This is a genomic window from Thermus parvatiensis (assembly GCF_001535545.1).
Taxonomy (GTDB): Bacteria; Deinococcota; Deinococci; order Deinococcales; family Thermaceae; genus Thermus; species Thermus parvatiensis.
Genome location: NZ_CP014141.1, coordinates 1,196,074 through 1,222,758, shown reverse-complemented (window position 1 = coordinate 1,222,758; position 26,685 = coordinate 1,196,074). Strand labels below are relative to the sequence as shown.

At 69.7% G+C, this 26,685-nt stretch carries 22 protein-coding genes and 5 pseudogenes; 5 read left to right on the top strand and 22 right to left on the bottom strand.

What is annotated here, in order from left to right:
- Positions 1-14: 14 nt before the first annotated feature.
- From AV541_RS06720 to AV541_RS06690, 7 genes and pseudogenes are all read right to left on the bottom strand, one after another.
- On the bottom strand, positions 15-788 hold the full coding sequence (locus AV541_RS06720; protein WP_008632212.1) for a VOC family protein: 774 nt from the start codon (positions 786-788) through the stop codon (positions 15-17).
- On the bottom strand, positions 788-1,342 hold the full coding sequence (locus AV541_RS06715) for a YceI family protein (RefSeq protein ID WP_060384554.1): 555 nt from the start codon (positions 1,340-1,342) through the stop codon (positions 788-790). Before AV541_RS06715 ends, AV541_RS06720 begins: the two co-directional genes overlap by 1 nt.
- Before the next feature lie 65 nt (positions 1,343-1,407).
- Positions 1,408-2,222: pseudogene (locus AV541_RS06710) on the bottom strand (menaquinone biosynthetic enzyme MqnA/MqnD family protein).
- Positions 2,219-3,337 (bottom strand): aminofutalosine synthase MqnE, encoded by a 1,119-nt coding sequence (gene mqnE, locus AV541_RS06705; RefSeq protein ID WP_060384553.1) that lies wholly within the window; start codon positions 3,335-3,337, stop codon positions 2,219-2,221. The pseudogene AV541_RS06710 and the gene mqnE overlap by 4 nt, the downstream one beginning before the upstream one ends.
- Before the next feature lie 10 nt (positions 3,338-3,347).
- Entirely contained in the window at positions 3,348-4,013 is a 666-nt protein-coding gene (locus AV541_RS06700) for a hypothetical protein (protein ID WP_060384552.1), read from the bottom strand.
- On the bottom strand, positions 4,013-4,453 hold the full coding sequence (locus AV541_RS06695) for a YqhA family protein (protein WP_060384551.1): 441 nt from the start codon (positions 4,451-4,453) through the stop codon (positions 4,013-4,015). Before AV541_RS06695 ends, AV541_RS06700 begins: the two co-directional genes overlap by 1 nt.
- 9 nt (positions 4,454-4,462) lie before the next feature.
- A complete protein-coding gene (locus AV541_RS06690) occupies positions 4,463-5,497 on the bottom strand; it encodes a substrate-binding domain-containing protein (RefSeq protein ID WP_060384550.1) in 1,035 nt (344 codons plus the stop codon).
- Positions 5,498-5,589: 92 nt separating this feature from the next.
- On the opposite strand from AV541_RS06690, the gene AV541_RS06685 reads away from it, so the two are divergent.
- The 5 genes and pseudogenes from AV541_RS06685 to purD all read left to right on the top strand — a co-directional run bounded on the left by AV541_RS06685 (position 5,590) and on the right by purD (position 9,956).
- Positions 5,590-6,123, top strand: coding sequence for a glycerol-3-phosphate acyltransferase (locus AV541_RS06685; RefSeq protein ID WP_060384549.1), 534 nt, complete (start codon positions 5,590-5,592; stop codon positions 6,121-6,123).
- Positions 6,124-6,132: 9 nt separating this feature from the next.
- The gene (locus AV541_RS06680; protein ID WP_060384548.1) at positions 6,133-6,927 is read left to right on the top strand and encodes a fumarylacetoacetate hydrolase family protein; all 795 of its coding nucleotides are present in this window, start codon (positions 6,133-6,135) and stop codon (positions 6,925-6,927) included.
- Positions 6,921-7,823, top strand: coding sequence for an MBL fold metallo-hydrolase (locus AV541_RS06675; protein ID WP_060384547.1), 903 nt, complete (start codon positions 6,921-6,923; stop codon positions 7,821-7,823). The genes AV541_RS06680 and AV541_RS06675 overlap by 7 nt, the downstream gene beginning before the upstream one ends.
- Positions 7,824-7,852: 29 nt before the next feature.
- A pseudogene (purN, locus tag AV541_RS06670) lies at positions 7,853-8,706 on the top strand (phosphoribosylglycinamide formyltransferase).
- Positions 8,703-9,956, top strand: a complete 1,254-nt coding sequence (gene purD / locus AV541_RS06665; protein WP_060384546.1) for a phosphoribosylamine--glycine ligase — start codon at positions 8,703-8,705, stop codon at positions 9,954-9,956. Before purN ends, purD begins: the two are co-directional and overlap by 4 nt.
- Here the strand turns inward: purD and AV541_RS13120 are convergent.
- The 15 genes and pseudogenes from AV541_RS13120 to AV541_RS06590 all read right to left on the bottom strand — a co-directional run bounded on the left by AV541_RS13120 (position 9,946) and on the right by AV541_RS06590 (position 26,676).
- Positions 9,946-11,819, bottom strand: a pseudogene (locus AV541_RS13120) (exonuclease domain-containing protein). The gene purD and the pseudogene AV541_RS13120 sit on opposite strands and share 11 nt — an antisense overlap.
- A complete protein-coding gene (locus AV541_RS06655) occupies positions 11,819-12,181 on the bottom strand; it encodes a response regulator transcription factor (RefSeq protein WP_060384545.1) in 363 nt (120 codons plus the stop codon). The pseudogene AV541_RS13120 and the gene AV541_RS06655 overlap by 1 nt, the downstream one beginning before the upstream one ends.
- Positions 12,153-14,651 (bottom strand): ATP-binding protein, encoded by a 2,499-nt coding sequence (locus AV541_RS06650; protein WP_060384544.1) that lies wholly within the window; start codon positions 14,649-14,651, stop codon positions 12,153-12,155. Before AV541_RS06650 ends, AV541_RS06655 begins: the two co-directional genes overlap by 29 nt.
- Complete coding sequence (locus AV541_RS06645; protein ID WP_060384543.1) at positions 14,648-14,824, bottom strand: hypothetical protein; 177 nt, start codon at positions 14,822-14,824, stop codon at positions 14,648-14,650. The genes AV541_RS06650 and AV541_RS06645 overlap by 4 nt, the downstream gene beginning before the upstream one ends.
- A pseudogene (locus AV541_RS06640) lies at positions 14,821-16,577 on the bottom strand (DUF294 nucleotidyltransferase-like domain-containing protein). Before AV541_RS06640 ends, AV541_RS06645 begins: the two are co-directional and overlap by 4 nt.
- Positions 16,549-16,902 carry a hypothetical protein gene (locus AV541_RS06635; protein ID WP_060384542.1) on the bottom strand — a complete coding sequence of 118 codons (354 nt, stop codon included), beginning with the start codon at positions 16,900-16,902 and terminating at the stop codon, positions 16,549-16,551. The pseudogene AV541_RS06640 and the gene AV541_RS06635 overlap by 29 nt, the downstream one beginning before the upstream one ends.
- A 54-nt stretch (positions 16,903-16,956) precedes the next feature.
- Positions 16,957-18,630 (bottom strand): sodium:solute symporter family protein, encoded by a 1,674-nt coding sequence (locus tag AV541_RS06630; RefSeq protein WP_060384541.1) that lies wholly within the window; start codon positions 18,628-18,630, stop codon positions 16,957-16,959.
- A gap of 11 nt (positions 18,631-18,641) precedes the next feature.
- Positions 18,642-18,899 carry a DUF4212 domain-containing protein gene (locus AV541_RS06625; protein WP_008632254.1) on the bottom strand — a complete coding sequence of 86 codons (258 nt, stop codon included), beginning with the start codon at positions 18,897-18,899 and terminating at the stop codon, positions 18,642-18,644.
- Positions 18,900-19,175: 276 nt separating this feature from the next.
- Positions 19,176-19,910 carry a YebC/PmpR family DNA-binding transcriptional regulator gene (locus AV541_RS06620; protein WP_008632256.1) on the bottom strand — a complete coding sequence of 245 codons (735 nt, stop codon included), beginning with the start codon at positions 19,908-19,910 and terminating at the stop codon, positions 19,176-19,178.
- Positions 19,879-21,432: a cation:proton antiporter family protein gene (locus tag AV541_RS06615; RefSeq protein WP_060384540.1), complete on the bottom strand. Its 1,554-nt coding sequence runs from the start codon at positions 21,430-21,432 to the stop codon at positions 19,879-19,881. Before AV541_RS06615 ends, AV541_RS06620 begins: the two co-directional genes overlap by 32 nt.
- A 46-nt stretch (positions 21,433-21,478) precedes the next feature.
- Positions 21,479-22,114, bottom strand: a complete 636-nt coding sequence (locus AV541_RS06610; RefSeq protein WP_060384539.1) for a DsbA family protein — start codon at positions 22,112-22,114, stop codon at positions 21,479-21,481.
- Positions 22,115-22,149: 35 nt separating this feature from the next.
- Positions 22,150-23,093 (bottom strand): annotated as a pseudogene (gene speE / locus AV541_RS06605) (polyamine aminopropyltransferase).
- Between the two features lie 11 nt (positions 23,094-23,104).
- Positions 23,105-23,506: an S-adenosylmethionine decarboxylase gene (gene speD, locus AV541_RS06600; RefSeq protein ID WP_060384538.1), complete on the bottom strand. Its 402-nt coding sequence runs from the start codon at positions 23,504-23,506 to the stop codon at positions 23,105-23,107.
- Between the two features lie 40 nt (positions 23,507-23,546).
- The gene (locus AV541_RS06595) at positions 23,547-26,144 is read right to left on the bottom strand and encodes an FtsK/SpoIIIE family DNA translocase (RefSeq protein WP_082709656.1); all 2,598 of its coding nucleotides are present in this window, start codon (positions 26,142-26,144) and stop codon (positions 23,547-23,549) included.
- A 40-nt stretch (positions 26,145-26,184) separates the two neighbouring features.
- Positions 26,185-26,676 carry an OmpH family outer membrane protein gene (locus AV541_RS06590; protein WP_060384536.1) on the bottom strand — a complete coding sequence of 164 codons (492 nt, stop codon included), beginning with the start codon at positions 26,674-26,676 and terminating at the stop codon, positions 26,185-26,187.
- Between the last annotated feature and the right edge of the window lie 9 nt (positions 26,677-26,685).

Sequence of the window (26,685 nt, the reverse complement as noted above, 5' to 3'; positions counted from 1 at the left end):
AGTTGGTCTAGAGTCTACGGGGAGGGAGGGGGCTCCGTCAAGACCCGGGCCAAGGCCCCGGTGGGGTCGGGGTGCTCCCCGGGGGGAACGCCGGGAGGGGCAAGGAGGGTGTAGTCCAGAAGCCCCGTGGCCCCAGGGGGCGCCTTGCGCCTTCCCGCCCAGGTGTTCGCCCCCACGTGGTGGTGGTAGCCGTCCCAGGCGAAGAAGAGGGCCCCGGGGTAGGTGCGCAGGGTCACCTCCATGCCGAGCTTCCCGCTAAAAAAGGCCTCCGCCGCCGCCAGGTCCTCCACGTGGAGGTGGAGGTGTCCAAGAAGGGTTTCGGGGGGAAGAGGGGTGGGGTCCGGGTTTTCCGCAAGGAGCTTCTCCAGGTTCAGGGGCGCCGTGAACATGAGGGGGCCCTTGGGCCACGCTTCCTTGGGGCGGTCCCGGTAGAGCTCGAGGCCGTTCCCCTCGGGGTCGCGGAAGTAGAGGGCCTCCGAGACCCCGTGGTCCGCCGCCCCCTCAAAGTGGGCCCCCGCTTCTAAGAGCCTGCGGAAGACGCCGGCGAGGGCCTTGCGGTGGGGCAGGAGGAGGGCGAAGTGGTAGAGGCCCACGGAGGGGTAGGGCCTTAAGGGGGCCCCGGGGTCGTGAAGAAGCTCCAAGAGGAAGCCCCTCCCTTCGGGGAAAAGCCGATAGCGGGGCGGGTCGGCCTCCACCTTTAGGCCCAGGAGGTCCCGGTAGAAGAAGAGGGCGGCTTCCAGGTCCTTGACCCTTAGGCTCAAGGAGAGAAGCCGCCGGGGAAAGGCCATTACTGCGCCACCGCCTCCTTGACCTTCACCGCCTCGGTGTCCACGCTGAAGCGCACCTCCTCGCCCACGAGAAGCCCCCCGGTCTCCAGGGGCATGTTCCAGGTGAGGCCGAAGTCCTTCCGGTTCAGCTTCCCCTCAAAGTGGGCGGCGATGCGCTCGTTCCCCCAGGGGTCCTTCGCGGGGCCATGGGTTTCCACCTCAAAGGCGAGGGGCCGGGTCACCCCCCGGATGGTGACCTCCCCCTCCACCCGGTAGCGGCCCTCCCCCAGGGGGGTGATCTTCTCGCTCCGGAAGACGATCTCCGGGTGGTTGGCCACGTCCAGGAAGTCCGAGGAGCGGAGGTGGTTGTCCCGGTCGGCCACGCCGGTGTGGATGCTCGCCGCGTCCAGCCGGGCCTCCACCCGGATGGGCTTCCCGGTCTCGTCGGTCTCCACGTACCCCTCCTTGAGGTTGATCGTTCCCCTCACCGTGGCGATCATCATATGCGTGGCGATCATCATATGCCGCACGGCGAACTCCACGCTGGTGTGGGTCGGGTCCAGGTTCCAACGCATGCGCACCTCCTCTGGGCCTTGCGCCCAGGTCGGATGATACCTCAAGCGCTTTATGATGTCAAGTGCTACTCAGGATAAAACAGAGGGGCGAAGGGGAGGCCGAGGGCCTCGGCGAAGGCCTTAAGCCCCAGGCGGTCGGGCTCCTCCAGGTGATAGCGGAAGTTCCAGAGGTAGTGCTGGAGGAGGAGGGGATGGACGCCGAGCCTTCGGGCCTCGGCCTCGGCCACCTCCCTAAGCCGTCCCAGGCCCTCCCGCCGGGCCTCCCTAAGGGCTTGCACCAGGGCCTTGGGGGAGGGTTTTCCCGCCTGTAGGCCCAGACGGCGAAGACGAAGGGGAGGTGGGTCTTTTGAAACCACAGGGTGGAGAGGTCCGCCACCTCCACCTCCCCGAAGCGGGTGGGGAGGGCGTGGGGCGTTTCCGGGACTTCCGGAAGAAGGGCGGCGTAGGCCTTTATGGCCTGGTCGCCGATGAGAAGGACGCCGTCGTAAGCGGAAAGGAGCTCCAGCCCCCCCTTCCGCCGTTCGTAGCGGGGCCCGGCCCCGGCCTCCTTCAGAAGGAGCTTTAGGAGGGCCACGCTGGTGGCGCTCTCCGTGGTGAGGGCCACGCGGGCAAGGTGGGGGAGCGCTCCCTTGTGAAAGAGGTTCACCGAGTAGACCCTTCCCAGAACGGCCACGGAGAAGTCGGGGAGGAGGCCCAGCCTGTCCTGGTGCTTGAGGTAGAAGTAGCTGGAGACCAGGGAAAGCCCCACCTCCCCCGAGAGGAGGAGGCGGTTGAGCTCTGCGGGGACGGCGTGGAGAACCCGGAAGCCCTCGAGCCTCAGGAAGTGGTGGAGGGGGGCGACGTTGGCGTAGCGGGGAAGGCCCAGGACGTAGGGCCTCACGCCTCCACCCGGTCCCAGACCCGCACCTCCCGGTAGAGGGCGTCCCGCTCCACGGGGATCCGCCCCGCCATGAGGATGATGCGGGCGAGCTCCCGCTTGGTGAGGCCCTGGGGCGTGGGGCTGCCCGCCATGTGGACGATCCTCTCCTCAATCAGGGTACCGTCCACGTCCGTGACCCCCCAGTCCAAGGAGACCTGGGCGAGCTCGGGGGTTAAGGTGGCCCAGTACCCCTTGATGTGGGGGAAGTTGTCCAGGTAAAGCCGGGCCACGGCCAGGTTTCTAAGGTCGTCCAGCCCCGTGGTGAACTCCTTCTTGCCCAGCTCCCGGGCGAGCTGGTTCCCGTCCGGCTGGAAGGCCAGGGGGATGAAGCTCATGAAGCCCCCGGTTTCGTCCTGGAGGCGGCGGAGGCGGTCCATGTGGTCCAGGCGTTCCTCCAGGGTTTCTATGTGCCCGTAGAGCATGGTGGCGTTGGTGGGGATGCCAAGCTCGTGGGCGGTGCGGTGGATCTCCAGCCACCCTTCCGCCGAGACCTTGGCCCGGGCGATCTTCCTGCGCACCCTTTCGGCGAAGATCTCCGCCCCGCCTCCCGGCATGGCGTCCAGGCCCGCCTCCTTTAAGGCCTGCAAAACTTCCCGGTAGGGGAGGCGGGCGATCTTGGAGAAGTGGTGGATCTCCGCCGCGGTCCAGGCCTTCACCTGGACCCCGGGGAAGTTCTCCTTCAGGGCCCGTACCAGGTCCAGGTAGTAGGCGAAGGGCCTTTTGGGGTGGTGGCCCGCCGTGAGGTGGATTTCCGTGAGCCCCGGCTGGTAGCGCTCCTTTACCCAGGCCACCACCTCGTCCACGTCCCAGTCCCAGGCCCCTTCCTCGCCGAAGCGCCTCTGGAAGGCGCAGAAGGTGCACCCCACGTAGCAGATGTTGGTCTGGGAGACGCGGATGGAGTGGACGAAGTAGGTCTTGTGCCCGTGCTTCCTTTCCCGCACCAGGTTGGCGAGGCGCATGAGGGTGGGGAGGTCCCGGGTCTCGTAGAGCACGAGGCCGTCCTCAAAGGAAAGCCTTTTCCCCTCCATCACCTTCTCGGCGATGGGGAGGAGGCGGGGGTCCCGGATGCCTCTCACGCCCCGGAGTCTACTCCTCTAAGAGGCGCCGGACCAGGGCCTCCACCTCTTTCCTCCGCCCCCCCACGCTCTTCTCGGGGAGGAGGTTTCGCAGGTAGCGGTCGGTGAGGAGGAGGTCCACGTAGGGGTAGACCGTGGCCGCCATCACCGCGTCCAGGAGGTCGGAGGGGCGGGGCCTGCGGTGGCTGTCGGAGGCCATCCGGGCGAGGAGGCGGGCGAGGAGCCGCACGAAAGGCACCTCCTCAAGCCCGGTCCGCTCCCGGATCTCCTTTAAGGCCAGGGCGTGGGCCTCCCCGTAGGGCAGGCCGCGGAGGGCCTCGGGAAGCCCCTTAAAGGGGGAGAGGTCCGCCGGGGTCTCCCAGCTTCCCTCCTCGGAGAGGAGGTCCTCCCGGTGGAGCCCCCAGCGCTGCCTTGCGGCCACCTCCTGCCAGGGCCGGACCCAGTAGCCGCCCGAGAGGGCGGCGAAGACCTCCTTGAGGGCGGGGAGGAGGTAGCCCGCCTTCTCCTCGGGGCCCCTTTGGGGAAAGAGGGTCTCCAGGACGTGGAAGGGGCTTGGGGGGGCGATGGCCCTCCCCTTGAGGGCCAGGAAGAGCCTGCCGAAGGCCTCGTGCCCCCTTTGCCCCAGGAGGTGCTTGGCCATGCGGCTGGCGTGGTTTTGGTCCAGATAGACCAGCACTACTCCCGGGCGGAGACCCAAAGGGCCCCGGCCAGGAGGGCGACCCCTCCCGCGAAGAGGAAGAAGTCCAGGGCCTCTTTGGGCTGGAAGGCGAGGGCCTTTTCAAAGAACTTCACCACCAGGATCATGACGATGACCTGGCCCAGCTTGGCCTTGAGGTCGGCGAGGCTTTTCACCCGGAGGACGTTGTCCAGGGGAAGGTCCAGCTTGTGGATGAAAAGCTCAAAGAGGCCCAGGCCGAAGATGAGGAAGACGGCGGAGAGGAGGGCCAGGTCCACGGCGCCCACCAGGGCGGGGAGGGCGGCCTCGAGGCCCTGGGACAACCCCTTGACGGCCTCCAGGAGGGCGTGGAAGGCGAAGTAGAAGGAACCCAGCAACAGGCCCAGGACCGGGAGGACCATGACCCAGCGCACCCCGTGGGCGACCCGCTCCCACCCCATGGGCCTAGTTTACGGCACGTAAAGGGCGGCGGGCGGGGTGCCGGTGGAGGCCCGCTCCACGAGGACGGGCTCAAAGCGCACCTCCCGGGGCGGGCCCTGGTAGCCCCGCATCCTCTCCAAGAGGAGCTGGGCCGCCCGGGCCCCCATGGCCTCCACGGGCTGGGCGATGGTGGAAAGCCCCACCTCTTCGGCGAAGGGGTGGCCGTCAAACCCCAGGACCCGCACGTCCCTCCCGGGGGTGAGGCCGAGCCTTACCGCTTCTTCCAGGACCCCGAGGGCCACCTGGTCCGCCCCGGCGAAGACGTTGAGGGGCGGGGAGGCCTTCTCCAGGAAGTGGCGGAGGGCGAGGCGCCCCCCCTCCTGGGAGTGGCGGGTGGTGTAGAGCCGGTCGGGGGAGAAGGGGCGGCCGGCCTCCTTCAGGGCCTCCTGGAAGCCCGCCATCCGTTCGGCGAAGACCGTGCGGCTGAAGGCCCGGTCGGGCTCCTCCTCCACGGTGATGGCGAAGATGGGCCCCGGGAAGCGGGCGAGGTAGGCCCCGGCGAGCCTTCCCCCCAGGCGGTTGTCCAGGTAGACGGAGTCGTAGCGGGGGTTTTGCGCGTCCACCAGCACCACGGGGCGCTCAGTGGGCAACCTTCCTTCCTCAAAGCGCTCCGTGAGGTCGTAGGAGGCGAGGATGAGGCCGTCGGTGAGGTAGGCCAGGGTGGTGTTCTCCAGGTAGCGCTTAAGCCGGGCCAGGGAGAGGATGGGGAAGAGGGCGAGGTCGTAGCGCTGCTCCAGGAGGACGCCCTCAATCCCCTCCACGAGCCTGCGGTAGAACTCGGTGGCCACGAAGGGGAGGAGGACGCTCACCGTGTAGCTCCGCCCCCCCGCGATCCTGCGGGCGTGGGGGTTGGGCGCGTAGCCCAGCTCCTCCATGGCCCTAAGCACCCGGGCCCGGGTCTCGGGACGCACCGCGGGGTGGTCGTTGAGGACCCGGCTCACGGTGCCGAGGCCCACGCCCGCCTTGGCCGCCACGTCGTGGATGGTGGGCTTTTTGCGCTTCATCGTTCCCTCGGGTGGAAGCGGTTCACGGAAACTTCCACCTCCTAGCATAGGCCACCCCGCCCAAGGGGGCAAGGCCCTGGTAAGATCCTCCCGTGGCCCACCTGGTTTTCGCCTACCTTGTGGGCTCCTTGGTGGCCGGGCTCCTCTTCTTCCCGGAGGTGCGGGGGAAGGACCTCCCCGGGGGCTCGGGGGTCTTCCGGAGGAAGGGGCCCTGGGCGGCCCTCCTCGCGGTGGCCTTTGACCTGGGCAAGGGGGCGCTGGTGGCCCTTTTGACCCCGGAGGCCTACCTTCCCTGGGCCGGGGCCTTGCTCGTGGCCGGGCACACCTGGCCCGTTTTCTTCCGCTTCAGGGGCGGCGGCGGCATCGCCCCCTCCCTCGGCTTCTTCCTCGTCTGGCGGCCAGCGGAGACCCTCTGGGCTACCCTCTTCGGCCTTGGGGTGGCGGGGCTTTACCACCTCCTCTTCTGGAGGAGGCGGCGCAAGGGGATCTACCCCATCCCCTTCGGGGCCATCTTCGGCTACCTCCTCCTCGTCTATCTCCTCTCCGAGGAGGCGAGGCTGGGGGCGCTTCTCGTGGCGGGGGTCGTCCTCCTCCGGGGCCTGCAAATCCTGGCGGGCAGGTGGTAGCTTAGGGGCATGAAGATCCTGCGCTTCAACGAGGGGAGGTGGGGGGTCCTCGAGGGCGAGCTCGTCCTGGAGACGGACGGCCCCGGGGGGAACCCCACGGGAAGGCGGTACGACCTGGCCTCCGTCACCCTGCTGCCCCCGGCCACGCCCACCAAGATCGTCTGCGTAGGGCGGAACTACCGGGAGCACATCCGGGAGATGGGGCACGACTTCGGGGAGGACCTGCCCAAGGAGCCCGGCCTCTTCCTCAAGGGGCCCAACGCCCTGGCCCGGCCCGGGAACCCCATGGACCCCTGGGGCACCGCCGAGCCCGTCCCCTACCCCTTTTTCACCGAGGAGCTCCACTACGAGGGGGAGCTTGCCGTGGTCGTCGGGGACAGGATGCGCCATGTCCCCCCGGAGAAGGCCCTGGACCACGTCCTGGGCTACACCGTGGCCGTGGACATCACCGCCCGGGACGTGCAGAAGAAGGACCTGCAGTGGGTCCGGGCCAAGAGCGCCGACAAGTTCCTGCCCTTGGGCCCCTGGCTGGAGACGGACCTCAACCCCCAGGACACCTGGGTGCGCACCTACGTGAACGGGACGCTGCGGCAGGAAGGCCACACCTCCCAGATGATCTTCAGCGTGGCCGAGATCCTCTCCTACATCTCCACCTTCATGACCCTGGAGCCTTTGGACGTGGTCCTCACCGGGACCCCCGAGGGCGTGGGGGCCCTGAGGCCCGGGGACCGGCTGGAGGTGGCCGTGGAGGGCGTGGGGACCCTCTTCACCCTCATCGGGCCCAAGGAGGAGAGGCCGTGGTGAAGGTCTTGGACCTCCGCTTCCAGGGGGCGGAGCGGGTCATCGCGAGCTTTCTCCTGGACTCCGGGGAGGGGCCCGTCCTCGTGGAGACGGGGCCGGAAAGCTGCTACCCGCGGCTTGTGGACGCCCTGCGGGCGGAGGGGGTGGCCCCCGAGGAGGTGCGCCACGTCTTCGTGACCCACATCCACCTGGACCACGCGGGGGCGGCCTGGCGCTTGGCGGAGCTTGGGGCCACGGTCTACGTCCACCCCAGGGGCGCCCCCCACCTGGTGGACCCCTCCAGGCTCCTCGCCTCGGCGGAGAGGATCTACGGGGACCAGCTTGGGGTCCTCTGGGGCGAGGTTCGGGGGATCCCGGAGGAGAGGGTGCGCCCCCTCGCCGACGGGGAGGTGGTGGCTCTGGGCGGCCTCGAGGTCCAGGCGGTGGAGACCCCGGGGCACGCTTCCCACCACCACGCCTACCGGGTGGGGGACCTCGTCTTCACCGGGGACGTGGCCGGGGTGCGGATCGCCCCCGGGCCCGTCCTCCCGCCCACCCCGCCCCCGGACATCCACCTGGAAAGCTGGTACGCCTCCTTGGACCGCCTCCTCGCCTTGAGGCCCAAAGCCCTCTACCTCACCCACTTCGGCGCCTACGAGGACGTGGAGGCCCACCTCCAGGGGCTCAAGGGGGTTCTGGAGGCCTGGGCGGGCTGGGTGCTTCACCGCCTGAAGGAGGGGCTTTCCGAGGAGGAGATGGTCCGGCGCTTTGAGGCCTACTGGCGCGAGGGCCTTAGGGAGGCCGGGGTGGACGAGGCGGGCATGCGGCTTTACGCCCTCGCCGACCCCCCCTTCATGAACCTCCAGGGCCTCGTGCGCTACTGGCGGAAGCACCACCCGGAGGCCTTGGAGGGCAGGTGACGCCCTTTCCCTTGGGGCGGCCCGCCCGGATGGCCGTCTTCGCCTCCGGGAGGGGGACGAACCTCGAGGCCCTCCTCCAGGCCTTCCCCAAAGGGCACCCCTTGGGGGAGGTGGTCCTGGTGGTCTCCGACAACCCCGAGGCCCTGGCCCTGGAGCGGGCAAGGAGGCGGGGGGTAGAGGCCCTGGCCCTCCCCTGGCGGGGGCGGCGGGCCTTTGAGGAGGAGGCCTTGGGGCTTTTGGCGGCGAGGGGGGTGGACCTCGTCCTCCTCGCAGGCTTCATGCGTCTCCTCTCCCCCGGTTCGTGGAGCCCTGGTACGGCCGCCTCCTCAACGTCCACCCCTCCCTCCTCCCCGACTACCCGGGGCTTCACGTCCACCGCCGGGTCCTGGAGGCGGGGGAGAGGGAGACGGGCTCCACCGTCCACTTCGTGGACCAGGGGATGGACACGGGGCCCATCCTCCTCCAGGGGCGGGTGCCCGTCCTTCCGGGGGACACGCCGGAGGCCTTGGAGGCCCGCGTCCTCCGCCTGGAGCATAGGCTTTACCCCAAGGCCGTCCGCCTCCTCCTCCGGGGGCTCGCCTTCCCCCCGCCCCCGGACCTCGAGGCCCGGCTTGGGCGGGAGGCGGCGGGGGCCTTCCGGGCCCTTTCCCCGCGGGAAAGGCCCCTGTACCTCAGGGCCTGGGCCCTCCTTCGCGCCTGGGGACAGGAGGCGCTGGTAGGCCCCGCCTTCCTGGGGCAAGGGGGGGAGTGGGGGCGGGGCGCCTTCCTCGCCGCCCACCTCCTCGCCGAGCCCAGCCCCGTCCTCCTGGAGGAGGTGGCGGGGCTTCCCGAGGAGGTCCGGGCCCGGGCGGAGGAGGCGTTGCGGGTAGAATCCTCACCATGAAGGTCCTCGTGGTGGGCAGCGGGGGGCGGGAGCACGCCCTCCTTTGGAAGGCGGCGCAAAGCCCCCTGGTGGAAAAGCTCTACGCCGCCCCCGGGAACGCCGGCATGGCGGCCCTGGCGGAGCTCGTCCCTTGGAACGGGGACGTGGAGGCCCTGGCGGACTGGGCCCTGGCCGAGGGCATAGACCTCACCCTGGTGGGCCCGGAGGCCCCCCTGGTGGAGGGGATCGCCGACGCCTTCCAGGCCCGGGGGCTTTTGGTCTTCGGCCCCACGCAGAAGGCGGCCATGATTGAGGGCTCCAAGGCCTTCGCCAAAGGCCTCATGGAGCGCTACGGCATCCCCACGGCCCGCTACCGGGTCTTCCGGGAGCCCCTGGAGGCCCTGGCGTACCTGGAGGAGGTGGGGGTGCCTGTGGTGGTCAAGGACTCGGGGCTTGCCGCGGGAAAGGGGGTCACGGTGGCCTTTGACCTGCACCAGGCCAAGCAGGCCGTGGCCAACATCCTGAACCGGGCCGAGGGGGGGGAGGTGGTCATAGAGGAGTACCTGGAAGGGGAGGAGGCCACGGTCCTCGCCCTCACCGATGGCGAGACGATCCTCCCCCTCCTCCCTTCCCAGGACCACAAGCGCCTTTTGGACGGAGACCAGGGCCCCATGACGGGGGGGATGGGGGCCATCGCCCCTTACCCCATGGACAGGGCCACCCTTAGGCGGGTGGAGGAGGAGATCCTAAAGCCCCTTGTCCGGGGCCTAAGGGCGGAGGGGGTGGTCTACCGGGGGGTGGTCTACGCCGGCCTCATGCTAACCCGGGAAGGCCCCAAGGTCCTGGAGTTCAACGCCCGCTTCGGCGACCCCGAGGCCCAGGCGCTCCTGCCCCTTTTGGAGAACGACCTGGTGGAGCTCGCCCTGAGGGTGGCCGAGGGGAGGCTTGCGGGGACGAGGCTTTCCTGGAAGGAGGGGGCGGCCGCCTGCGTGGTCCTCGCCGCCCCGGGCTACCCCGAAAGCCCCAGGAAGGGGATCCCCCTCCACGTTCCCGAGCCCCCGGAGGGGGTGCTGGTCTTCCACGCCGGGACCCGGAGGGAAGGGGGCAGGCTCGTGAGCGCCGGGGGGCGGGTCTTGAACGTGGTGGGCCTGGGGAAGGACCTCAAGGAGGCCCTGGAGCGGGCCTACGCCTACATCCCCCAGGTGGGCTTCCCCGGGGCGGTGTACCGGAGGGACATCGGCCGAAGGGCCCTCGCCCGGCTCAGTACCTGAGCCGGGCCAAGGGGAGGCGGCGGCAGGCCTCCACCACGTCCCATAGCCGCTTAAGCCCCCGCTCAAAGAGGAGGGGCTGCATCCTCACGAAGACCTCCGCCGTCATCAGGGCGTCGCCCAGGGCGGTGTGCCGCCCGGTGGCGGGGACGCCGAAGCGGTGGGCCAGGGCCTCGAGGCGGTAGTCCTTGAGGTCGGGGAAGAGGAGCTGGGCGAGGAGGAGGGTGTCCAGGAGGGGGGGCTGGTCCAGGCCCGCCCGGCGCAGAAAGGCCAGGTCAAAGGCCCCGTTGTGGGCCACCAGCACCGTGTCCTGGACGAAGGCGCGGAAGGCGGGGAGGACCGCCTCTAGGGGAGGCTTGTCCCGGAGCATCTCCGCCGTGAGGCCGTGGACCGCCGTGGCCGCGGGGGAGATGGGGCGCCCCGGGTTCACCAGGGCCTCAAACACCTCCTGCCGCAGGACCCTCCGGCCCAGGACGTGGACCCCGGCGAGGGCCACCACGGCGTCTTGCTCGGGGTCCAGGCCCGTGGTTTCCAGGTCAAAGGCGGTGTAAAGGAGCTGGTCCAGGGTGACGTCCTCCAGACCTGCAGGCACCTGGAGGAGGGTGAGGTCGTAGACCAGGGCCCTGGGGGCTGGGGTCTCTTTGAAGGCCTCGGGGGGCGCCTTACGGGCGGGGAGGAGGAGGACGAGCCGGCTTCCCTCCCGCCAAAGGCTTCCCGTGGCCTCGGCGGCCTCGGCGAGGAGGGGGTGGGGCCTGGGGGCTTCCCGGGGAAGGAGGACGGTGAGCCGGAAGAGCCCCTCCCCCTCGGCTCCTCCCCGGAGGAAGACCTCCTCGGTGCCCTCCAAGGTCTTGGCGAGCCCCTCCGCCAGGGCGAAGGTGTCCGCTTGGACCAGAAGCCCTTCCGCCTCCGGGTCCAGGGTCCACCCGGGAGTGAGGGCGAGCCGCGCCTCCAAGCGGCCCGCCAAAAGGCGGAGGAGGTCTTGGGCCAGCACCTCCTCGTGGGGGCTTGGGGCGAGGTCCTGGAGGAGGCCTTGGATCTCGTCCAGGGCCTCCCGGGCCACCTGGAGAAGCCGCTTCGCCTCCCCGGTGGTTTCCCTTTCCAGCACCTCCACCAGGGCCCGGACCCCCGCCGCCTTGTCCTTGAGGCGGTGGAGCCGCTCCCGGCTCGGTCCCTCGGGGAGGGCCTCCTCCAGGAGAAGGAGAAACCCCTCCTCCAAAGCCCGCGCCTTCAGGCGCAAAGGCCCCTTGGGGCCCTGGACCAGGAAGGCGGCCTGGGGCAGGGACTGGGCGTGGAGGAGGAGGGACCGGTCCAGGAGGCCGAAGAGGCTTTTCCCCACCCCGAGCCCCTCCCCCAGAAGGGCCCGGGCCTTGGGGTTGTAGAGGAGGACGAGCCCCCGCTCGTCCGAGAGCACCACCCCCTGGGGGAGCTGGGCCAGGACCCGGGCGAGGCGCTCCCGCTCCGCCTCCACCAGGTCCTTGGCCTGGGCCGCCTCCTCCTCAAGCCTTTGCTCCAGCCTCTCCTTTTCCTCCGCCAGCCGGTTGATGAGCCGGGCCAGGTGGCGGAGCTCCCAAGGCCCCGGGGGGTGAGGCGGTGCCCGGGGTGGGCGAGGAGGACCTCGCTTTCCTGCCCCAAGGCCCGGGTCAGGGCCAGGTAGCCCAGGAAGGGCGGGTAGAGGAGGAGGGAGAGCGCCCCCAGGAGGAGGAGGCCCGTGAAAAGGGGCACCATGGGCCGGGCCCGCACCGCTTCCCAGAGGGCGGCCTGGGCCTCGGGGTTGCCTTCCAAGAGAAGGAAGAGGCCAAGGGCGAGGCTTCCCGCCACCAGGAGGAGGCCGAGGAGGAGGGCGCCGAGGAAGCGGAGGGCGTTCATCATCCTTCTTCCAGGAGGCGACGCGCCTCCGCCATGAGGTCCTGGACACCAAAGGGTTTGGCCAAGAAGGCGTCCGCCCCCAAGGCCCTGGCCTTGGCCCGGTCCGCCTCCCGCCCCCTGGCGGTGAGGACCAGGACCTTGGGGGCGGGGGTGCGGGCCTTGAGGGCCTCGAGGACCTGGAACCCGTCCACCCCCGGGAGCATGAGGTCCAGGACCACGAGGGCGTAGGGCCTCTCGGCGAGGCGGCTTAGGGCCTCCTCCCCTGTCCTTGCCAGCTCCACCCGGTGCCCGGCCTTGCGGAAGAGGAACTCCAGGGGCACCAGGATGCTCTCCTCATCGTCCACGATCAGCACTTGGGCCATAGCCTCCTCTCAAGGGTAACGCAAACACGAAGACCCCGCCTTCCCCGTCTTCCAGAAAGAGCCGTCCGCCCAGGGCTTCCGCCAATCTCCGGGCGATGGCGAGGCCGAGGCCCGTCCCCCCGGCGTAGCTGTGGAAGGGGGCGAAGATGTGTTCCCTCAGGGCCTCGGGGACCCCGGGGCCGTCGTCCACCACCCGGAAGCGGGCCTCCCCCGCTTCCGCCCTAAGCTCCAGGACCACCCGGCTTCGGGCGTGGCGCAAGGCGTTGGCGAGGAGGTTCAGGAGGACCTGGAGGGCCCGGTCCCGATGGGTCTGGACCCGAAGGGGCTGGAGCCGGGCCTCGAGGCGGAGGCCCCGTTCCCGCGCCAGGGGCTCCGAGAGGGCCAGGGCCTCCCGGGCCAGGGCCTCCAGGTCCACGGGGGCCGGGGGCTCCTCGGGGCGGGCCTCCAGGCGGGTGTAGGCCAGGATCTCCTCCACGAGCCGGGAAAGGCGGGCCGCCTCCTGGGCGAGGAGGGCGGTGAAGCGCCGCCTTTCCTCCTCCCCCACCTCCTCCTGGGCCAGGATCTCCGCCAGGGCCCTCACCGCGGTGAGGGGGGTCTTGAGCTCGTGGGAGACGGTGGCCAAAAACTCGTCCTTTAGGCGGTCCATTTCCTCCAAACGCCGGTAGGCGGCTTCCAGTTCGCGCCGGGCGGCCTCCAGGGCCTGGGCGTAGGCCCGCACCCGCTGCGACTCCCGGGCCGCCGCCTCCACCGCCTCCCTGGGGACCTCCCGGGTGGCGGAGAGGAGGAGGAGGCGGGCGGTGGCGGGTCCCAAGGCCCCGGCGAGGAGGGCCTCCGCCCGCTCGGCGAGGCGCTCCGCCTTGTCGGGCCCCTTGAAGGTCCTCGCGTAGGCCCTCAGGTTCTCCCGGGCCTCGGGGCCCAAGAACCTTTCCAGGAGGTCGGCCAGCGCCTCCTCCTCCCCGGCCCGGCCGGAGGGCGGGGGGGAGGGGGTTTGCCGTAAGGAGACGAGGAGGTGGAGCCCCGTGTTCGCGAGGAGGCTTGCCAGGAAGCCGTGAACCACAGGGTCAAGCCCCCGCACCCCAAAAAGCCCCTCCGGGTGGAGGAAGGAGGGAAGGACGGCGAAGAGGTCCTGGGGGAGCCACCCGGAGCGGACGAGGGCGGGGAGGAGGAGGGTGTAGGCCCAGACCAGGATGCCCCCGAAAAGGCCCGCGAGGGCCCCTTCCCGGGTGCTCCCCTGCCAGAAGAGGCCGAGAAGCCCCGCCGGGGCGAGCTGGGCCACGGCCACGAAGGAGATGAGCCCCATGCCCACCAGGGCGTAGGCCTCCCCCGCCAGGCGGAAGTAGAGGTAGGCGAGGAGGAGGACGGCGAGAACCGTGCCCCGCCGGAAGAGGAGGAGGCGCCCGAGGGCTTGGCGGCGGAGGAGGGGGGCGAGGAGGTGGTGGGAGACGAGGATGGAGAGGGCGAGGGTTTCCACCACCACCATGGCCGTGGCCGCCGAGACCCCGCCCAAAAAGGCGAGGAAGGCCAGGGCCGCGCCGCCCTCCCGGGCCACGGCGAGGACGTAGAGGTCGGGGGGCACCTCCGGGTGGTGCAGGCGGCCTAGGAGGGCCAGGGGGAGGATGGGCAGGTTCAGGAGGAGGAGGTAGAGGGGGAAGGCCCAGGAGGCCAGGGCCAGGTGGCGCTCGTCCGTGTTTTCCACCACGGCCACGTGGAACTGCCGGGGGAGGAAGAGGAAGGCGAGGAGGGCGAGGAAGGTGAGGCCGGTCCAGGCCAGGTGGCCCTCGAGGCCCTGGGGGGGAAGGAGGAGGGGGTCAAGGCCCCGGCGGACGGCCTCGCGGAAGGGCTCGGCCCCGTGCCCAAGGAGGGCGTAAAGGCCCAGGACCAGCATGGCGAAGAGCTTCACCCCCCCCTCAAAAGCCACGGCCAGGACCAGGCCCGGGTGCCGCTCCGTGGGGTCCAGGCGGCGGGTGCCGAAGAGGACGGTGAAGAAGGCGAGGCAAAGGGCGGTGTAGAGGGCCACGTCCCCCAGGGGGCGCACCTCCCCGCTCAGGAAGAGGAAGGCCTGGGCGATGGCTTTGAGCTGGAGGGCGAGGTAGGGGAGGAGGCCCAGGACGAGAAACCCCGCGGCCACCGCCCCCAAGAGGGGGTCCCGGCCGTAGCGCAGGTAGAGGAAGTCGGCCCAGGAGGTGAGGCGGTGGGCCCGGGCCAGGCGCAGAAGGCGCAGGTGGAGAAGGGGCCAGAGGGCCAGGGCCAGGGTGGGCCCCAGGTAGATGGTGAGGAAGAGGGGCCCCGAGGTGGCGGCCCAGCCGGCGCTGCCGAAGAAGGTCCAGGCGGTGGCGTAGACCCCCAGGGAGAGGGTGTAGGTCCAGGGGCTTTGGAAGAGGCGCCCTCCCCGCTCTTCCCCCAGGCGGGCGAGGAGGAAGAGGAGTCCCAGGTAGAGGAAGAAGCCAGCGAGGAGGGCTTCCGGGTTCATGGCCTCCTGGCGTTGAGGAAGAGGAGGAGGACGAACCCCGCCCAAGCGAGGAAGAGGTAGAGGTAAAAGGGTGGGAGTCCCCCGGGCCCTGAAGGCTCGGGGAAAAAGAGGGCGAAGGGGGAGGCGAAGAGGAGGAGGCCGAGGAGGAAGAGGGCCAGGCTTCGCGCCTTCATAGCCGGATCTGGAAGCGGAGGGCTAGGGCCTCCTGGGCCTCGAGGATGGCGCGGAACCCCTCGAGGGCCCGGCGCCTTTCCAGGGGGGAGAGGGCCTTGTAGACCACGCGGTTGCCCGGGGGCCGGCCCTCTTTCAGGGCCTGGAGCTGGGCCTTGAGGCGGAGGTGGAAGAAGAAGGCGTAGGCCTCCTCCAGCCTCTCGGCGAGCTCCAGGCTCAAGGCTCCCTTCTCCACCCCCTGCTTAAGCCGCTCCGTTGTGCGCCGCGCGGGGCTTCCCGTCATGAGGGCGTAGACCCGGGCGAGGCTCACGATGGGGGCGAGGGCGTGCTGCTTGAGGTCAAGAAACCCCTCCTCCGTGCGCACCCGGCCGAAGAGGCCCAAGGGCGGGCGGAAGGCGAGGGCGGCCTGGGCCAGGTGGTAGAGGAAGACCCCGCTCTTGGCCTTTTCCTGGATGAGCCGCTCCAACGGGGCCAGGGAGAGGGTGCCTCCCACGGGGCGGAGGTCAAAGAAGATCTGGGCGTCCAGAAGGGCCTGGGGCTCGGGGGCTTCCATCCAGCGGGCGAAGACCTCCTGCCAGCGGGCAAGGCTTAAGCGCCAGCGGGTGGCCATGTACCCCCCGGGGCAGGGGGGGATGCCCGCCGCCACGAGCCCCTCCACCACCCGCTCGGCCAGGGCCTGGAAGTAGGCCTCGTGCCCCTCTTCGGCCAGGGCCAGGGCGTTGTCCTGGTCGGTGAGGAGGGCCTGCTCCTTCCTGCCCTCGGAACCGAAGACGAAGAAGGCGTAAGGGACGGGCGGGGGGCCCAAGGCCCGCTCCGCTTCCTGGAGGAGGCGGCGGATCAAGGCGTCGTTCAGCCCCGCCACCACCCGTCCGATCTCCAGGGCCGGGACCCCCGCCTGGAACAGGCCCGCTACCAGCCGGGCCACCTCCTCCCCGTAGCGGCCGAGCTCCAGCCGTTCCACCCGCCGGAGGAGGGCCAGGGGGCTTTGCGCCTGGTGGGCGAGGAGGTCCGTGTGGGTGACCACCCCCACCACCGCCTCCCCCCGGGTGAGGGGGAGGTGGTGGATCCGGCGCTCCAGCATGGCGGCTACCGCCTCCAGGAGGGGGGTGTCGGCGGGGAGGGTGAAGGTGGGCCGCGTGGCCACCTGGCCCACCGGGGTGGAGGGGGGAAGCCCCTCGGCCAGGACCCGGTTCCTCAGGTCCCGGTCCGTGAGGATGCCCAAGGGCTCTCCCCGGACGAGAAGGCTGGAGATCCCCTCCTCCCGCATGCGCCGGGCCGCCTCCTCCACGGAGGCGGTGGGGTCCACGAAGACGGGGGGGCGCTGCACCAGCTCCCCCACGGGCCGGGCGAGGCCTGGCTCCAGGACCCTCTCCGGCCGCAGCCTAAGGTGCTCCGCCACGCCCCGGCCGAAGAAGCGGGCCGCCTCGGGGTAGGCGAGGAGGGCCTCAAAGGCTTCTTTGGGGAAGCGGAGGAGGCGGGTTTCCCCCCGGGCCCGCACGGTGAAGACGGGGCTTGTCCCGGAAAGCAGGGAAGGGTAGCCGAAGAAGCTCCCGGGGCCAAGCCGCTCCACCTCCTCGCCCTCTTCCTCCAGGGCCACCTCCCCCTCGAGGACCAGGTAGAGATGGGTTGCAGGGGGCCCTTGGGCCTCGAGGAGAACCTCCCCTTCTTCGGCTGCGACCTCCTCCCCCGGGCGAGGAAGGCCCGGACGGCTTCCTCGGGGAGGGCGTCAAGGGGTGGAGGAAGGGGCCTTTCCATAGTCGGGAGTGAGCCAGGCCAGAAGGGGCACCAGGTAGGGCAGGGCCACCTGGGCCTGGAGGAGGACGAGGAGGCCGATGCCCAGCATGAAGGCGGGGGGGAGGAGGACGAAAAGCCGCACCACCCGGCCAAGCCCAGGAGGGGGGAGGGGCCATACCCGGTGGTAAACCGCCCCAAGCCCCACCCCTGCCCCTGCGCCGAGGGCCAGGTGCAGAAGGGTGGTGGGCGTGGGGAAGGGGAAGCCCAAAAGGTAGTGGCCGAGAAGGTAGAAGGCAAAGAGCGCGGAGAGGCTTCCCAGGTAAAACCTCAGGTAAAGGAGGGGCATGGCTTCAGTTTAGAGCCCCACCCCGGCTTCCCGGGATGGGGCCTTCCTTTGGGCTTAGTGTTCCAGGGCCGAGCCCGCGCTGCCCTTGGGGATGCGGATATCGTCCACCAGGTGCTGGATCTCCTCAGGAGGCGGCGGCGTGGCCCGGGAGACCAGGTAGGCCACCACGAAGTTGAGGAGCATCCCGATGGCGCCGATGCCTTCGGCGGTGATGCCGAAGATGAAGTTCGGCCAGCCCAGGTACGAGGTGCCGATGATGTAGGTGGCGGTGAAGACCAGGCCCACCAGCATCCCGGCCACCGCGCCTTGCATGTTCATCCTTCGGTCAAAGATCCCGAGGAGGATGGCGGGGAAGAAGGTGCTCGCGGCAAGCCCGAAGGCGAAGGCCACGAGCTGGGCGATGAAGGCGGGCGGGTTGATGCCGAAGGGCGCCGCCAGGACCACCACCAGGAAGATGATCACCCGGGCGATGAGGAGCTTGGTGGCCTCGGAGGCCTGGGGGTTGATGAGCCGGGTGTAGAGGTCGTGGCTGATGGCGCTGGCGATGACGATGAGGAGCCCCGCCGCCGTGGAAAGCGCTGCGGCCAGGCCCCCTGCGGCCACCAGGCCCACGATGAAGGGGGAGAGCTTGGCCACCTCCGGGGTGGAGAGGACGATGATGTCCCGGTCTATGGTCACCTCGTTGACCTCGCGGTTCCCGCTCATCTGCAGGATGCCGTCGCCGTTTTTGTCCTGGAGCTTCAGGAGGCCCGTCTGCTCCCACTTCTGCACCCAGTCAATCTGGCGCACCTCCTCTATGGGCTTGTTGGCCAGGGTGGTGAGGAGGTTGTACTTGGAGAAGACGGCCACGGCAGGGGCGGTGGTGTAAAGGAGGCCGATGAAGAGGAGGGCCCAGCCCGCGCTCCAGCGGGCGTCGGAGGCCTTGGGCACCGTGTAGAAGCGGATGATTACGTGGGGCAGGCCCGCCGTCCCTACCATCAGGGTCAGGGTGATGAGGAAGACGTTGAGGGCGGAGAGGTTCTGGAAGGGGGCGACGTACTCCTTGAAGCCCAGCTCCACCTGGAGCTCGCTCAGCCGCACGGCGAAGTCGCTGAAGGTGAAGGCCAGCTGGGGGATGGGGTTGCCGGTAAGCAAGTTGGACAGGGCGATGCCGATGATCAGGTAGGCGATGATGAGCACGGTGTACTGGGCCACCTGGGTCCAGGTGATGCCCTTCATCCCCCCGATCACCGCGATGAAGGCGGTGACGATCACTGCAGCCCAGACCCCCGTGGCCACGTCCACCCCCAGGTAGCGGGAGAGCACGATGCCCACGCCTCGGAGCTGGGGCACCGCGTAGGTGAAGGAGACGAAGATGGCGGCGATCACCGCCACCACCCGGGCCAGGTTGGAGTAGTACCGGTCCCCCACGAACTCGGGCACCGTGTACTTGCCGTACTTCCGCAGGTAGGGGGCCAGGAGGAGGGCCAGGAGCACATACCCCCCGGTCCAGCCCATCAGGTAGACCGCCCCGTCGTAGCCCAGGAAGGAGATGAGGCCCGCCATGGAGATGAAGCTGGCGGCGGACATCCAGTCGGCGGCGGTGGCGGCCCCGTTGGCTATGGGGGGTACCCCGCGCCCGGCCACGTAGAAGCCGGCGGTTTCCCGCACGCGGGCCCAGTAGCCGATGCCGAGGTAGAGGGCGAAGGTGGCCAGCACGATGATCCAGGTCCAGACTTCAGCGCTCATGGGCGTTCCTCCTAGTCCTCAAAGCCGTACTTCCGGTCCAGGGCCGCCATGCGGCTGGCGTAGTAGAAGATGAGGATGACGAAGACGTAGATGCTCCCCTGCTGGGCGATCCAGAAGCCCAAGGGTGGCCCGCCGAAGAGGCGGATGCCGTTCAGGGCGGGGGCGAGGAGGATGCCCAGCACGTAGGCCACCACCGCCCAGACCACGAGGAGGTTCCGGATAAGGCTTAGGTTCTTGGCCCAATACGCTTCCAGGTGCTCCCGGTCCATAAGCTCCTCCCCCGCGAGGAAACGCCTTAGGGTCTTTCCCTAGGTGAGGCGCCCCTTCCTCGCGGTTAGGGGAAGCTTAGGGCAGGGTGAGGGAGGCGGTCAAGAAAAGCCCCTTTTGCGGCTATGCGCAAAAGGGGCGGTTTTGCTTTCCACACCGAAGCCCCCGTGCGGGGGCCTCGGGGGTCTTGGACCACCCCATGCCGACTTCTGCCCGCATGGGGGCCCCGGCAAAAAGCTTAGCCAGGGTTCCGTGTTGCGGAGCCCGGGCAGGGGGGCTTAAGCCTCTACCTGGAGGCTCTCGGGGTCCAGGTTGGTGTAGACGTGCTGGACGTCGTCCAGGTCTTCCAGGGCCTCCACGAGCCGCATCACCTTCTGGGCTTCCTCCGGGGGGAGGGCGACGGTGTTCTGGGGGTGCTGCACCACCTCCACCGCCTCCACCCGCACCCCCTTGACCTTCAGGGCCTCGGCGATCCGGTAGGCCTCCGTGGGCTCGGTGTAGACGGTGAGGTTTTCCCCTTCCTCCTCCAGGTCCAGGGCGCCGAGCTCAATGGCCGCCTCCTGGGCCGCTTCGCTGTTCTCGCAGACCAGGACCCCCTTGCGCTCAAACTGCCAGGCCACGCTCCCCGTGGTGCCCAAGGAGCCCCCGTACTTGCCGAAGACGTGGCGCACCTCGCCCGCGGTGCGGTTGCGGTTGTCCGTGAGGGCGTAGACCAGCACCGCCACCCCTCCCGGGGCGTAGCCCTCGTAGACGATCTCCTCGTACTGCTCGGCGCCTTCCCCGCCCCCCTGGAGCTTCTGCAGGAGGCGTTCAATGTTCTCCATGGGCACGTCGTCGGCCCGGGCGGCCTCAATGGCGTTTCTCAGCTGGACGTTGGCCTCGGGGTAAGGGCTTCCCCCGGCGCGGGCCGCCGCCTGGATGGCCCGCAGGTGCTTGGAGATGAGCTTGCCGCGCTTCAGGTCGTTCGCGGCCTTCTTGCGCTTAATCTGAGCCCATTTGCTGTGACCGGCCATAGTTCACCTTACCCATTATAGCGAGGCTCTCCAGGACCCGCTCCCCAAGCCTTTCCCCCGCTTCTTGGAACGGATGGAAGATGAGGTGGGCCCCTTCCTGGGCCAGCACGGGGTCCTCCTCGGGGAAGTAGCTGGTGGCGGCCACAAGCCCCTGGAAGCCCCGCTCCTTGAGCCAGCGGGCGGCGAGGGCCTTGGCCTCCAGGTCCGGCAGGGCGAGGACCACCGCCTTAAGCCCCGAGAGGTCTAAGCGCTCCCAAAGCTCCGGGTCCTCCGCGTCCCCGTAGAGCACCCGCCTGCCCTTGGCCCGGTGGCGCTCCACCTTCTCGGGGTCGGCGTCCAGGCCGAAGGGCCTTTCCCCCCTGGCCTCCAGCACCCGGTAGACCGCTCCCCCCGTGCGCCCCATCCCCACCACCAAGGCCGTGGCCCTGTCCAGCCTTTCCGGTTCCTGGTCCGGGTGGCGCCCCGGGCGCTCCAGGCGGAGGAGGAAGGGTTCCAGGCGCTTGTAGAGGGTGTGGCTTGCGCGGGCGAGGGGGGCGGAGAGGGCCATGGAGAGGGCCACCAGGAGGGCCAGGGTGCCGAGGCCCAGGGGGAGGAGGCCCGCCTTTCCCAGGGCCACCCCCACGATGAGGGCGAACTCGGAGTGGTTGCTCAGGTACATCCCCGCCACGAAGGCGGTGCGGGCCCGGTAGCCTACGAGAAGGAGGACGAGGAAAAAGAGCGGGGCCTTGAGGAGGAAGAGGAGGGTAAGGCCCGCGGCGAGGCCCAGGTCCAGGCCCTGAAGCCCCTCCCTCAGGCCGATGTCCAGGAAGAAGGCCACGAGGAAGGCCTCCTTGAGCGACCAGAGCCCCTTGGTGAGCTCGGCGCTCTTGGCGTGGCCCGAGAGGAGGGCCCCGGTGAGGAGGGCGCCGAGCTCGGGGGAAAGCCCCACATGCTGGAAAAGCTCGCCGCTTCCCAGGGCCATGCCCAGGCCGAAGAGGACGAGGAGCTCTTCATGGCCGCTTTTCTCCAGAAGCCAGGCCACCCCCTGGCGGAGGAGGGGGAAGAGGAGGACGAGGGCGGCCCAGGGGCTCACCCCCTCGCCCCCGTAGAGGGTGAGGAGGCCCACGGCCACCAGGTCCTGGAAGACCAGGATCCCGAGGGCGATCCTCCCGTGGTAGGAGGTGAGCTCCTTCTTGTCCTCCAGGACCTTGGCCACCAGGACCGTGCTGGAGAAGCCGAGGGCGATGGCTAGGGGGAGGTTTTTCGTGTAGAGGAAGGCGAGAGCGGCGAAAAGGCTGAGGTGGAGGCCCCCGGAGAGAAGCACCCTGGGGTCCAGGAGGTCCTTCAGGCGGAGCTTCAGCCCCACGCTGAAGAGGAGGAGGAGGACCCCGATCTCGGCGATCTGGTGGAGGAAGGTCGTTTCCCGGATGCCGGCCCCCGCGAGGAGGAACCCGGCAACCAGATAGCCCACGAGGGGAGGGAGGGTGAGATGGTTCGCCAGGAGGCCCAAGGCGAAGGCGGCGGCGACCCAGAGCGCTTCCATGCTTTTATGGGTAGTAGACCCCTTCGCCTTGGGCCTCTTTGAGAGGCTACTCTGCCTTGGCCAGGGCCTCGTCCAGAAGCCGCTTCCACTCCTCGTAGGGGAGGAAGCCCGTGTGCTTCTCCCCGTTGATGAAGAAGGTGGGGGTGCCGGTGAGGCCGAGGTCGGTGGCGAGCTTCTGGTCGGCGAGGACCTCCTCCCGGTGCCGGCCCGAGGCGAGGCAGGCCGCAAAGGCCCCTTCCTCCAGGCCGATCTGGCCCGCCAGGTCCACGAGGTACCGGTCCAAGGCCTCCCCGGTGAGGTTCCCCCAGGCGCTGGCGGTCCGGAAGAGGGCCTGGTGGTAGTCGTAGTAGCGTCCCTGCTCGGCGGCGCAGGCCGCAGCTTCGCTTGCCCGGATCACGTTCGCCTGCCCGGGGAAGGGGAAGTCGCGGAAGAGGTAGCGCACTTTCCCCGTGTCGATGTACTCCGCCTTGAGCCGGGGGAGGACGTTTAGGGCGTGGTTTTGGCAGTGGGGGCAGAGGTAGTTGGAGAAGTCCACGACCACGACGGGGGCGTCCTCCCGCCCCAGGGCGAAGCGGGCCCCTTCCGCAGGGTCCAGCCCCGCCTTGCCCTTGGGCCCCCAGAGGATCCAGCCGAGGCCCAGGAGGGCCAGGGCCACCACTACGAGAACTATAGCGCGCGGCATGGGCTCACTCTACCACGGCCCAAGGTGAGAAGGCCTCAGCCCTTGTAAGGGGCCTGCCGGGCCTCCCCTCGGGGGTGACGTAGAAGGGGTTTTGGTCGGTGGAGACCATGGTCTCCTTCTCCAGGGCCTCGAGGAGGTCCTTGGGCAGGACGAACATGGCCTCGAGGTAGGGGGCGGTGAGGTGGCGCAGGGGGAGGTTCCGCTCCCGGATCCGGGCCTCGAGGATCCCCTCGGAGAAGGCCGCGGGGTCAAAGGCGTCCGAGGCCAGGAGGAAGCCGAAGTTCAGGAAGAAGCCCGGGATGTGGTTCTTGTAGCTCCGCACGTAGCGGAAGGCCTCCCGCACCGTGCGGTGCACCACGGGGTGGACGCGGTGGTGGGTGAGGAGGATCATCCCCGCCTGCATCCCCATCACGCCTCCCGGGTTCAGGTGGGCCTTGACCAGGCGGTAAAACTCCACGGTGTAGAGGAGCCTCGCGGGGTTGTCCTCCCCCACGGGGTCGGTGAGGTCAATGATGATGACGTCGTACCGTTCCTCCGTGCGCTCCAGGTAGGCCCGGGCGTCGTCAATGACGAGGACGGTCCTGGGGTCGTCAAAAGCCCCCTGGTGCCACTCGGGCATGTGGCGCTTGGCCACCTCCACGAGCTCTCCGTCAATGTCCACCATCACCGCTTGTTCCACCGTGGGGTGTTTGAGCACTTCCCGGAGCGTGGCCCCCTCCCCGCCCCCCACGATGAGGACCCGCTTGGGCTCGGGGTGGGTAAGCATGGCGGGATGGACCAGGGTCTCGTGGTAGATGTACTCGTCCCGTTCCGTGCTCTGGACGTCCTTGTCCAGGATGAGCACCTTGCCGAAGCCCTGGGTTTCAAAGAGGAAGTAGTCCTGGAAGGGGGTCTTGCCCGAGGCGATGACCCGCTCCATCCGCCGCGCCAGGGTCTCGTAGGGGGTGACGTGCTCGAAGAAGTACATCCCGTAGTCCATAGGTCCTCCTTCTACTCGGCCTTTCCCGCGCCGAAGCCGCGGCGCCTGATGGCGTGCTCCGTGCCCCGCCAGTAGCGGAAGGCGGACTCCTCCTTGGCCCCGAAGGCCCGGGTGAGGCCTTTGAGCACCTCCTCCGGGTCCACCCCGTCCCGGTAGAAGTAGAGGTCCAGGGTGGCGGAGGCGTTGTCCTCGGGCCAGGTGTGGATCATCACCGCGGCCACGGGGCTCACCACCGCGGCCGAGAGCCCCTGGGGGTGGAACTTGTAGACCACCGACTGGGCCGAGCCCTTAGGGGCCCCGAGGCGCATCACCGCGTCCAGAAGGGCCGCTTCCACCATCTTGGGGTTTTCCAACACGGAGAGGTCGCACCCGTAAATCTCCGCTACCCAGCGCCCGCCCGGCACCGCTTCCACAAGGGCCTATCATAGCCCCCCTCCCCCCCGGGGGCAACCCCTAGCCGAAGAAGTCCTTGAGCTGGTCCTTGGTGACGAGGACCTCCCGGGGTTTGGAGCCTCGAGGCGGGCCCACGATGCCCATGGCCTCGAGGGCGTCCATGAGCTTCCCCGCGCGGGCGTGGCCGATGGAAAGCCTGCGCTGCAGGCGGCTCACCGAGCCATACCCCTCCTCCACCACGATCTCCGCCGCCTTCTTCAAGAGGGGGTCGGAGAAGTCCACCTCCCCCGGGCCTCCCCCTTCCAGGGCCTTCGGGGGTTCAAAGTCGGCCCCGTAGGCCTCGGCGAAGCGGTCCTCGTAGCTTTGGCCCCGGAGGAAGCCCGCCACCCGGGCCACCTCCTCCTCGGAGACGTAGGGCACCTGGAGGCGCACGGGCTTGGGCAGGCCCGGCTGGTGGAAGAGGGCGTCCCCCTGGCCGATGAGCCTTTCCGCCCCCTGGGCGTCCAGGATGGTGCGGGAGTCAAACCCGCTGGAGACGGCAAAGGCCAGGCGGGCGGGGATGTTCACCTTGATGAGAGAGGTAAGGATGTCCACGCTGGGGCGCTGGGTGGCCAGGATGAGGTGCATCCCCGTGGCCCGGGCCATCTGGGCCAGGCGTAGGATGGCCGCCTCCACCTCCTTGGGGGCGGTCATCATCAGGTCGGCGAGCTCGTCCACCACGATGACCAGGTAGGGCAGGGCTTCCTCGGGCCCCACCTTGGCGTTGTACTGCTCCAGGTTCCGGGCCCCCACCTGGCTCATCATCCGGTAGCGCCGTTCCATGTGGGCCACCGCCCCCTGCAGGACCCCTGCGGCCTCCTCGGGGCTCGTCACCACGGGGCGGATGAGGTGAGGGATCCCCTCGTAGGGGGTGAGCTCCACCATCTTGGGGTCAATGAGGAGGAGGCGCAAGGTCGTGGGCAGGTGTTTGAAGAGGAGGCTGTGGAGGAGGACGTTGATGGCCACGCTTTTCCCGCTTCCCGTGGAGCCGGCGATGAGGAGGTGGGGCATTCTGGCGAGGTCCTTCACCCAGATCTCCCCTTCGATGCTCTTCCCCAGGACCAGGGGGAGGAGGGCTTTGGCGTTTTGGAAAGCGGGGGAGAGGACGGCCTCGGAGAGACGGACGAGCTCCCGCTTGGGGTTGGGCACCTCGAGGCCCACGGTGTTCTTTCCGGGGATGGGGGCCTCGATCCGCACCGCCCCCACCGCCAGGGCCCGGGCCAGGTCGTTCTGCAGGCTCTGGATGCGGCTGATCTTCTCCCCCGGGGCGGGGAGGATCTCGTACCGGGTGACGCTGGGCCCCCGGGCGTGGCCCACCACCTCCGCCTGGACGCCGAAGTGCCGGAGGGTCTCGGCGATGGTGCGCTTGAGCCGCTCGGCGTCCTCCTCCAGGCCCCGGCTCCGCTCCTTGGGCTCGGGGGGGTCCAGGAGGTCGGGGGTGGGGAGGGCGAGGCGGCCGGGGGCAGGCGCAGGGGGCGGGGAGGGGGCAGGCGGAGGGGCGGGCCTTTCCGGCTCGGGGAAGACGAGGTCCAGGTCAAAGGCCTCGGGCTTGGGCTTTGGGGCTGGGGGAGGCGCGGGCGGGGGGCTTTGGGTGAGGAGGGCCCGGAGCCCTTCCTGCTGCCTTTCGGGGTTGGCCTCGAGGAAGGCGAGCCAGCGGGAGAGCTCGTCAAAGCGGGCTTCCAGGTCCTCAAGAAGCCCCGCCACCTCCTCCCAGCGGGCGCGCCGCTCCTCCCTTAGCCTCCGGGCGCGGAGGAGGCCGGAAAGGGTGGGGGAGAGGGCGGGGAGGGTGGAGAGGGCCGCGATCCGGGCGGCGAGGGCCGAGGCCTCGAGGAGAAGGGCTGCCCGGCGCTCCTCCAGGGCGTCCCGCAAGGGGCCTTCCCCGGGCACGGGGGCCTTCAGGGCCTGGAGGAGGGCTTGGACGCGGGGCTCCAGGGGCCTTTGGTCTTCCCGCATCCTCCTGGCGTACTCCTCCACCCGTTCCCGCACGAAGGCCCGGAGGGCCTCCTCCACCTTGGGAAGCTCCTCGGGGGCGAGGCTTTGCGCGAGGGCCTTCAGGGCGGTGTGTTCCGGGTAGAGGCGGGCGAGGAGGCCGAGCCGCCGCCTGAGGGCGAGGCGACGGAGGCCCAGCCGGGCCCGGCGCACGAGCCCCACCCCGAGGACGAGCCCCCGGCGGAGGAGGTCCCAAGGGGGCCTTCCCCGCCAGAGGTCCACCAGGGCGAGGGCGGCGAGGAGGGGCAAGGCGAGGCCGGGCCAGCCGAGCCAGGCCTCCAGCCCGGCCCGCATCCTGGCCCCTAGGCGTCCTCCCAGCGCCTCCCCTAAGAGGGGAAGGAGGGCAAAGGCCACCAGGTAGGCGAAGAGGAGGTGGCGGAGGAACCCCTTGAGGGGGCGGCCCCGGTAGACGAGGTAGGCCAGGGCGAGGAGGCCCAAGGGGGTGAGGTAGGCGGGAAGCCCCAAGGCCCCATAGAAGGCCTCCCGCAAGAAATCCCCCACGGCTCCCGTCCCCGGGAGGAAGCCCGAGGCCAGGAAGAGGGCGAAGGCGCCGAGAAGGAGGGCCCGGGTCTCCCCGCTCCGGTTGGGCTTGTTGCGCTTGGCCGCGCCTCGCTTGGCCATCAGAGGCATTATAGGGGGGCGGTCCGCCCCCCTATTGGGCCTTGGGCCGCTAGCGCTTGAGCTCCTTGATCACCGCCTGGGTCAGGTCCGTGTCCTCGTCGGCGTAGACCACGAGCCCCGACTGGGCCGCCACCTGGCGGCTCATCACCACGGAGAAGCCCTGGGCCTTGGCCACTTTGGCGATGGCCTTGTCCACGTCCTCGAGGATGGGCTTGAGCACCTGGTTCTGCCGGTCCTGCCACTTCTTGAGGGTGGCCTGGTAGGTCTTGGCCAAGGCCTCGTAGTCCTGGCGCTCCTTGGCCGTGGCCTGGCCCGAGCGCACCTTCTCGTCCAGGGGCTTGAGCTTCTCCTCCAGGGGGGCGAGCTCTTTGCGGGCCTGGGACTGGACCTCCTGGACCTTCTTGTAGTCAGGGTGGGCCTGGACCAGGGCGTCCGCGTCCACGAAGCCCACGCGGCTCGCCACCGTCTTGTTCTGGGCCAGCATCGGGGTAAGGAGGGCGCCGAGGGCGAGGAGGGCACCGATCAAGGGTAACCTCTTCATGCCGCCAAG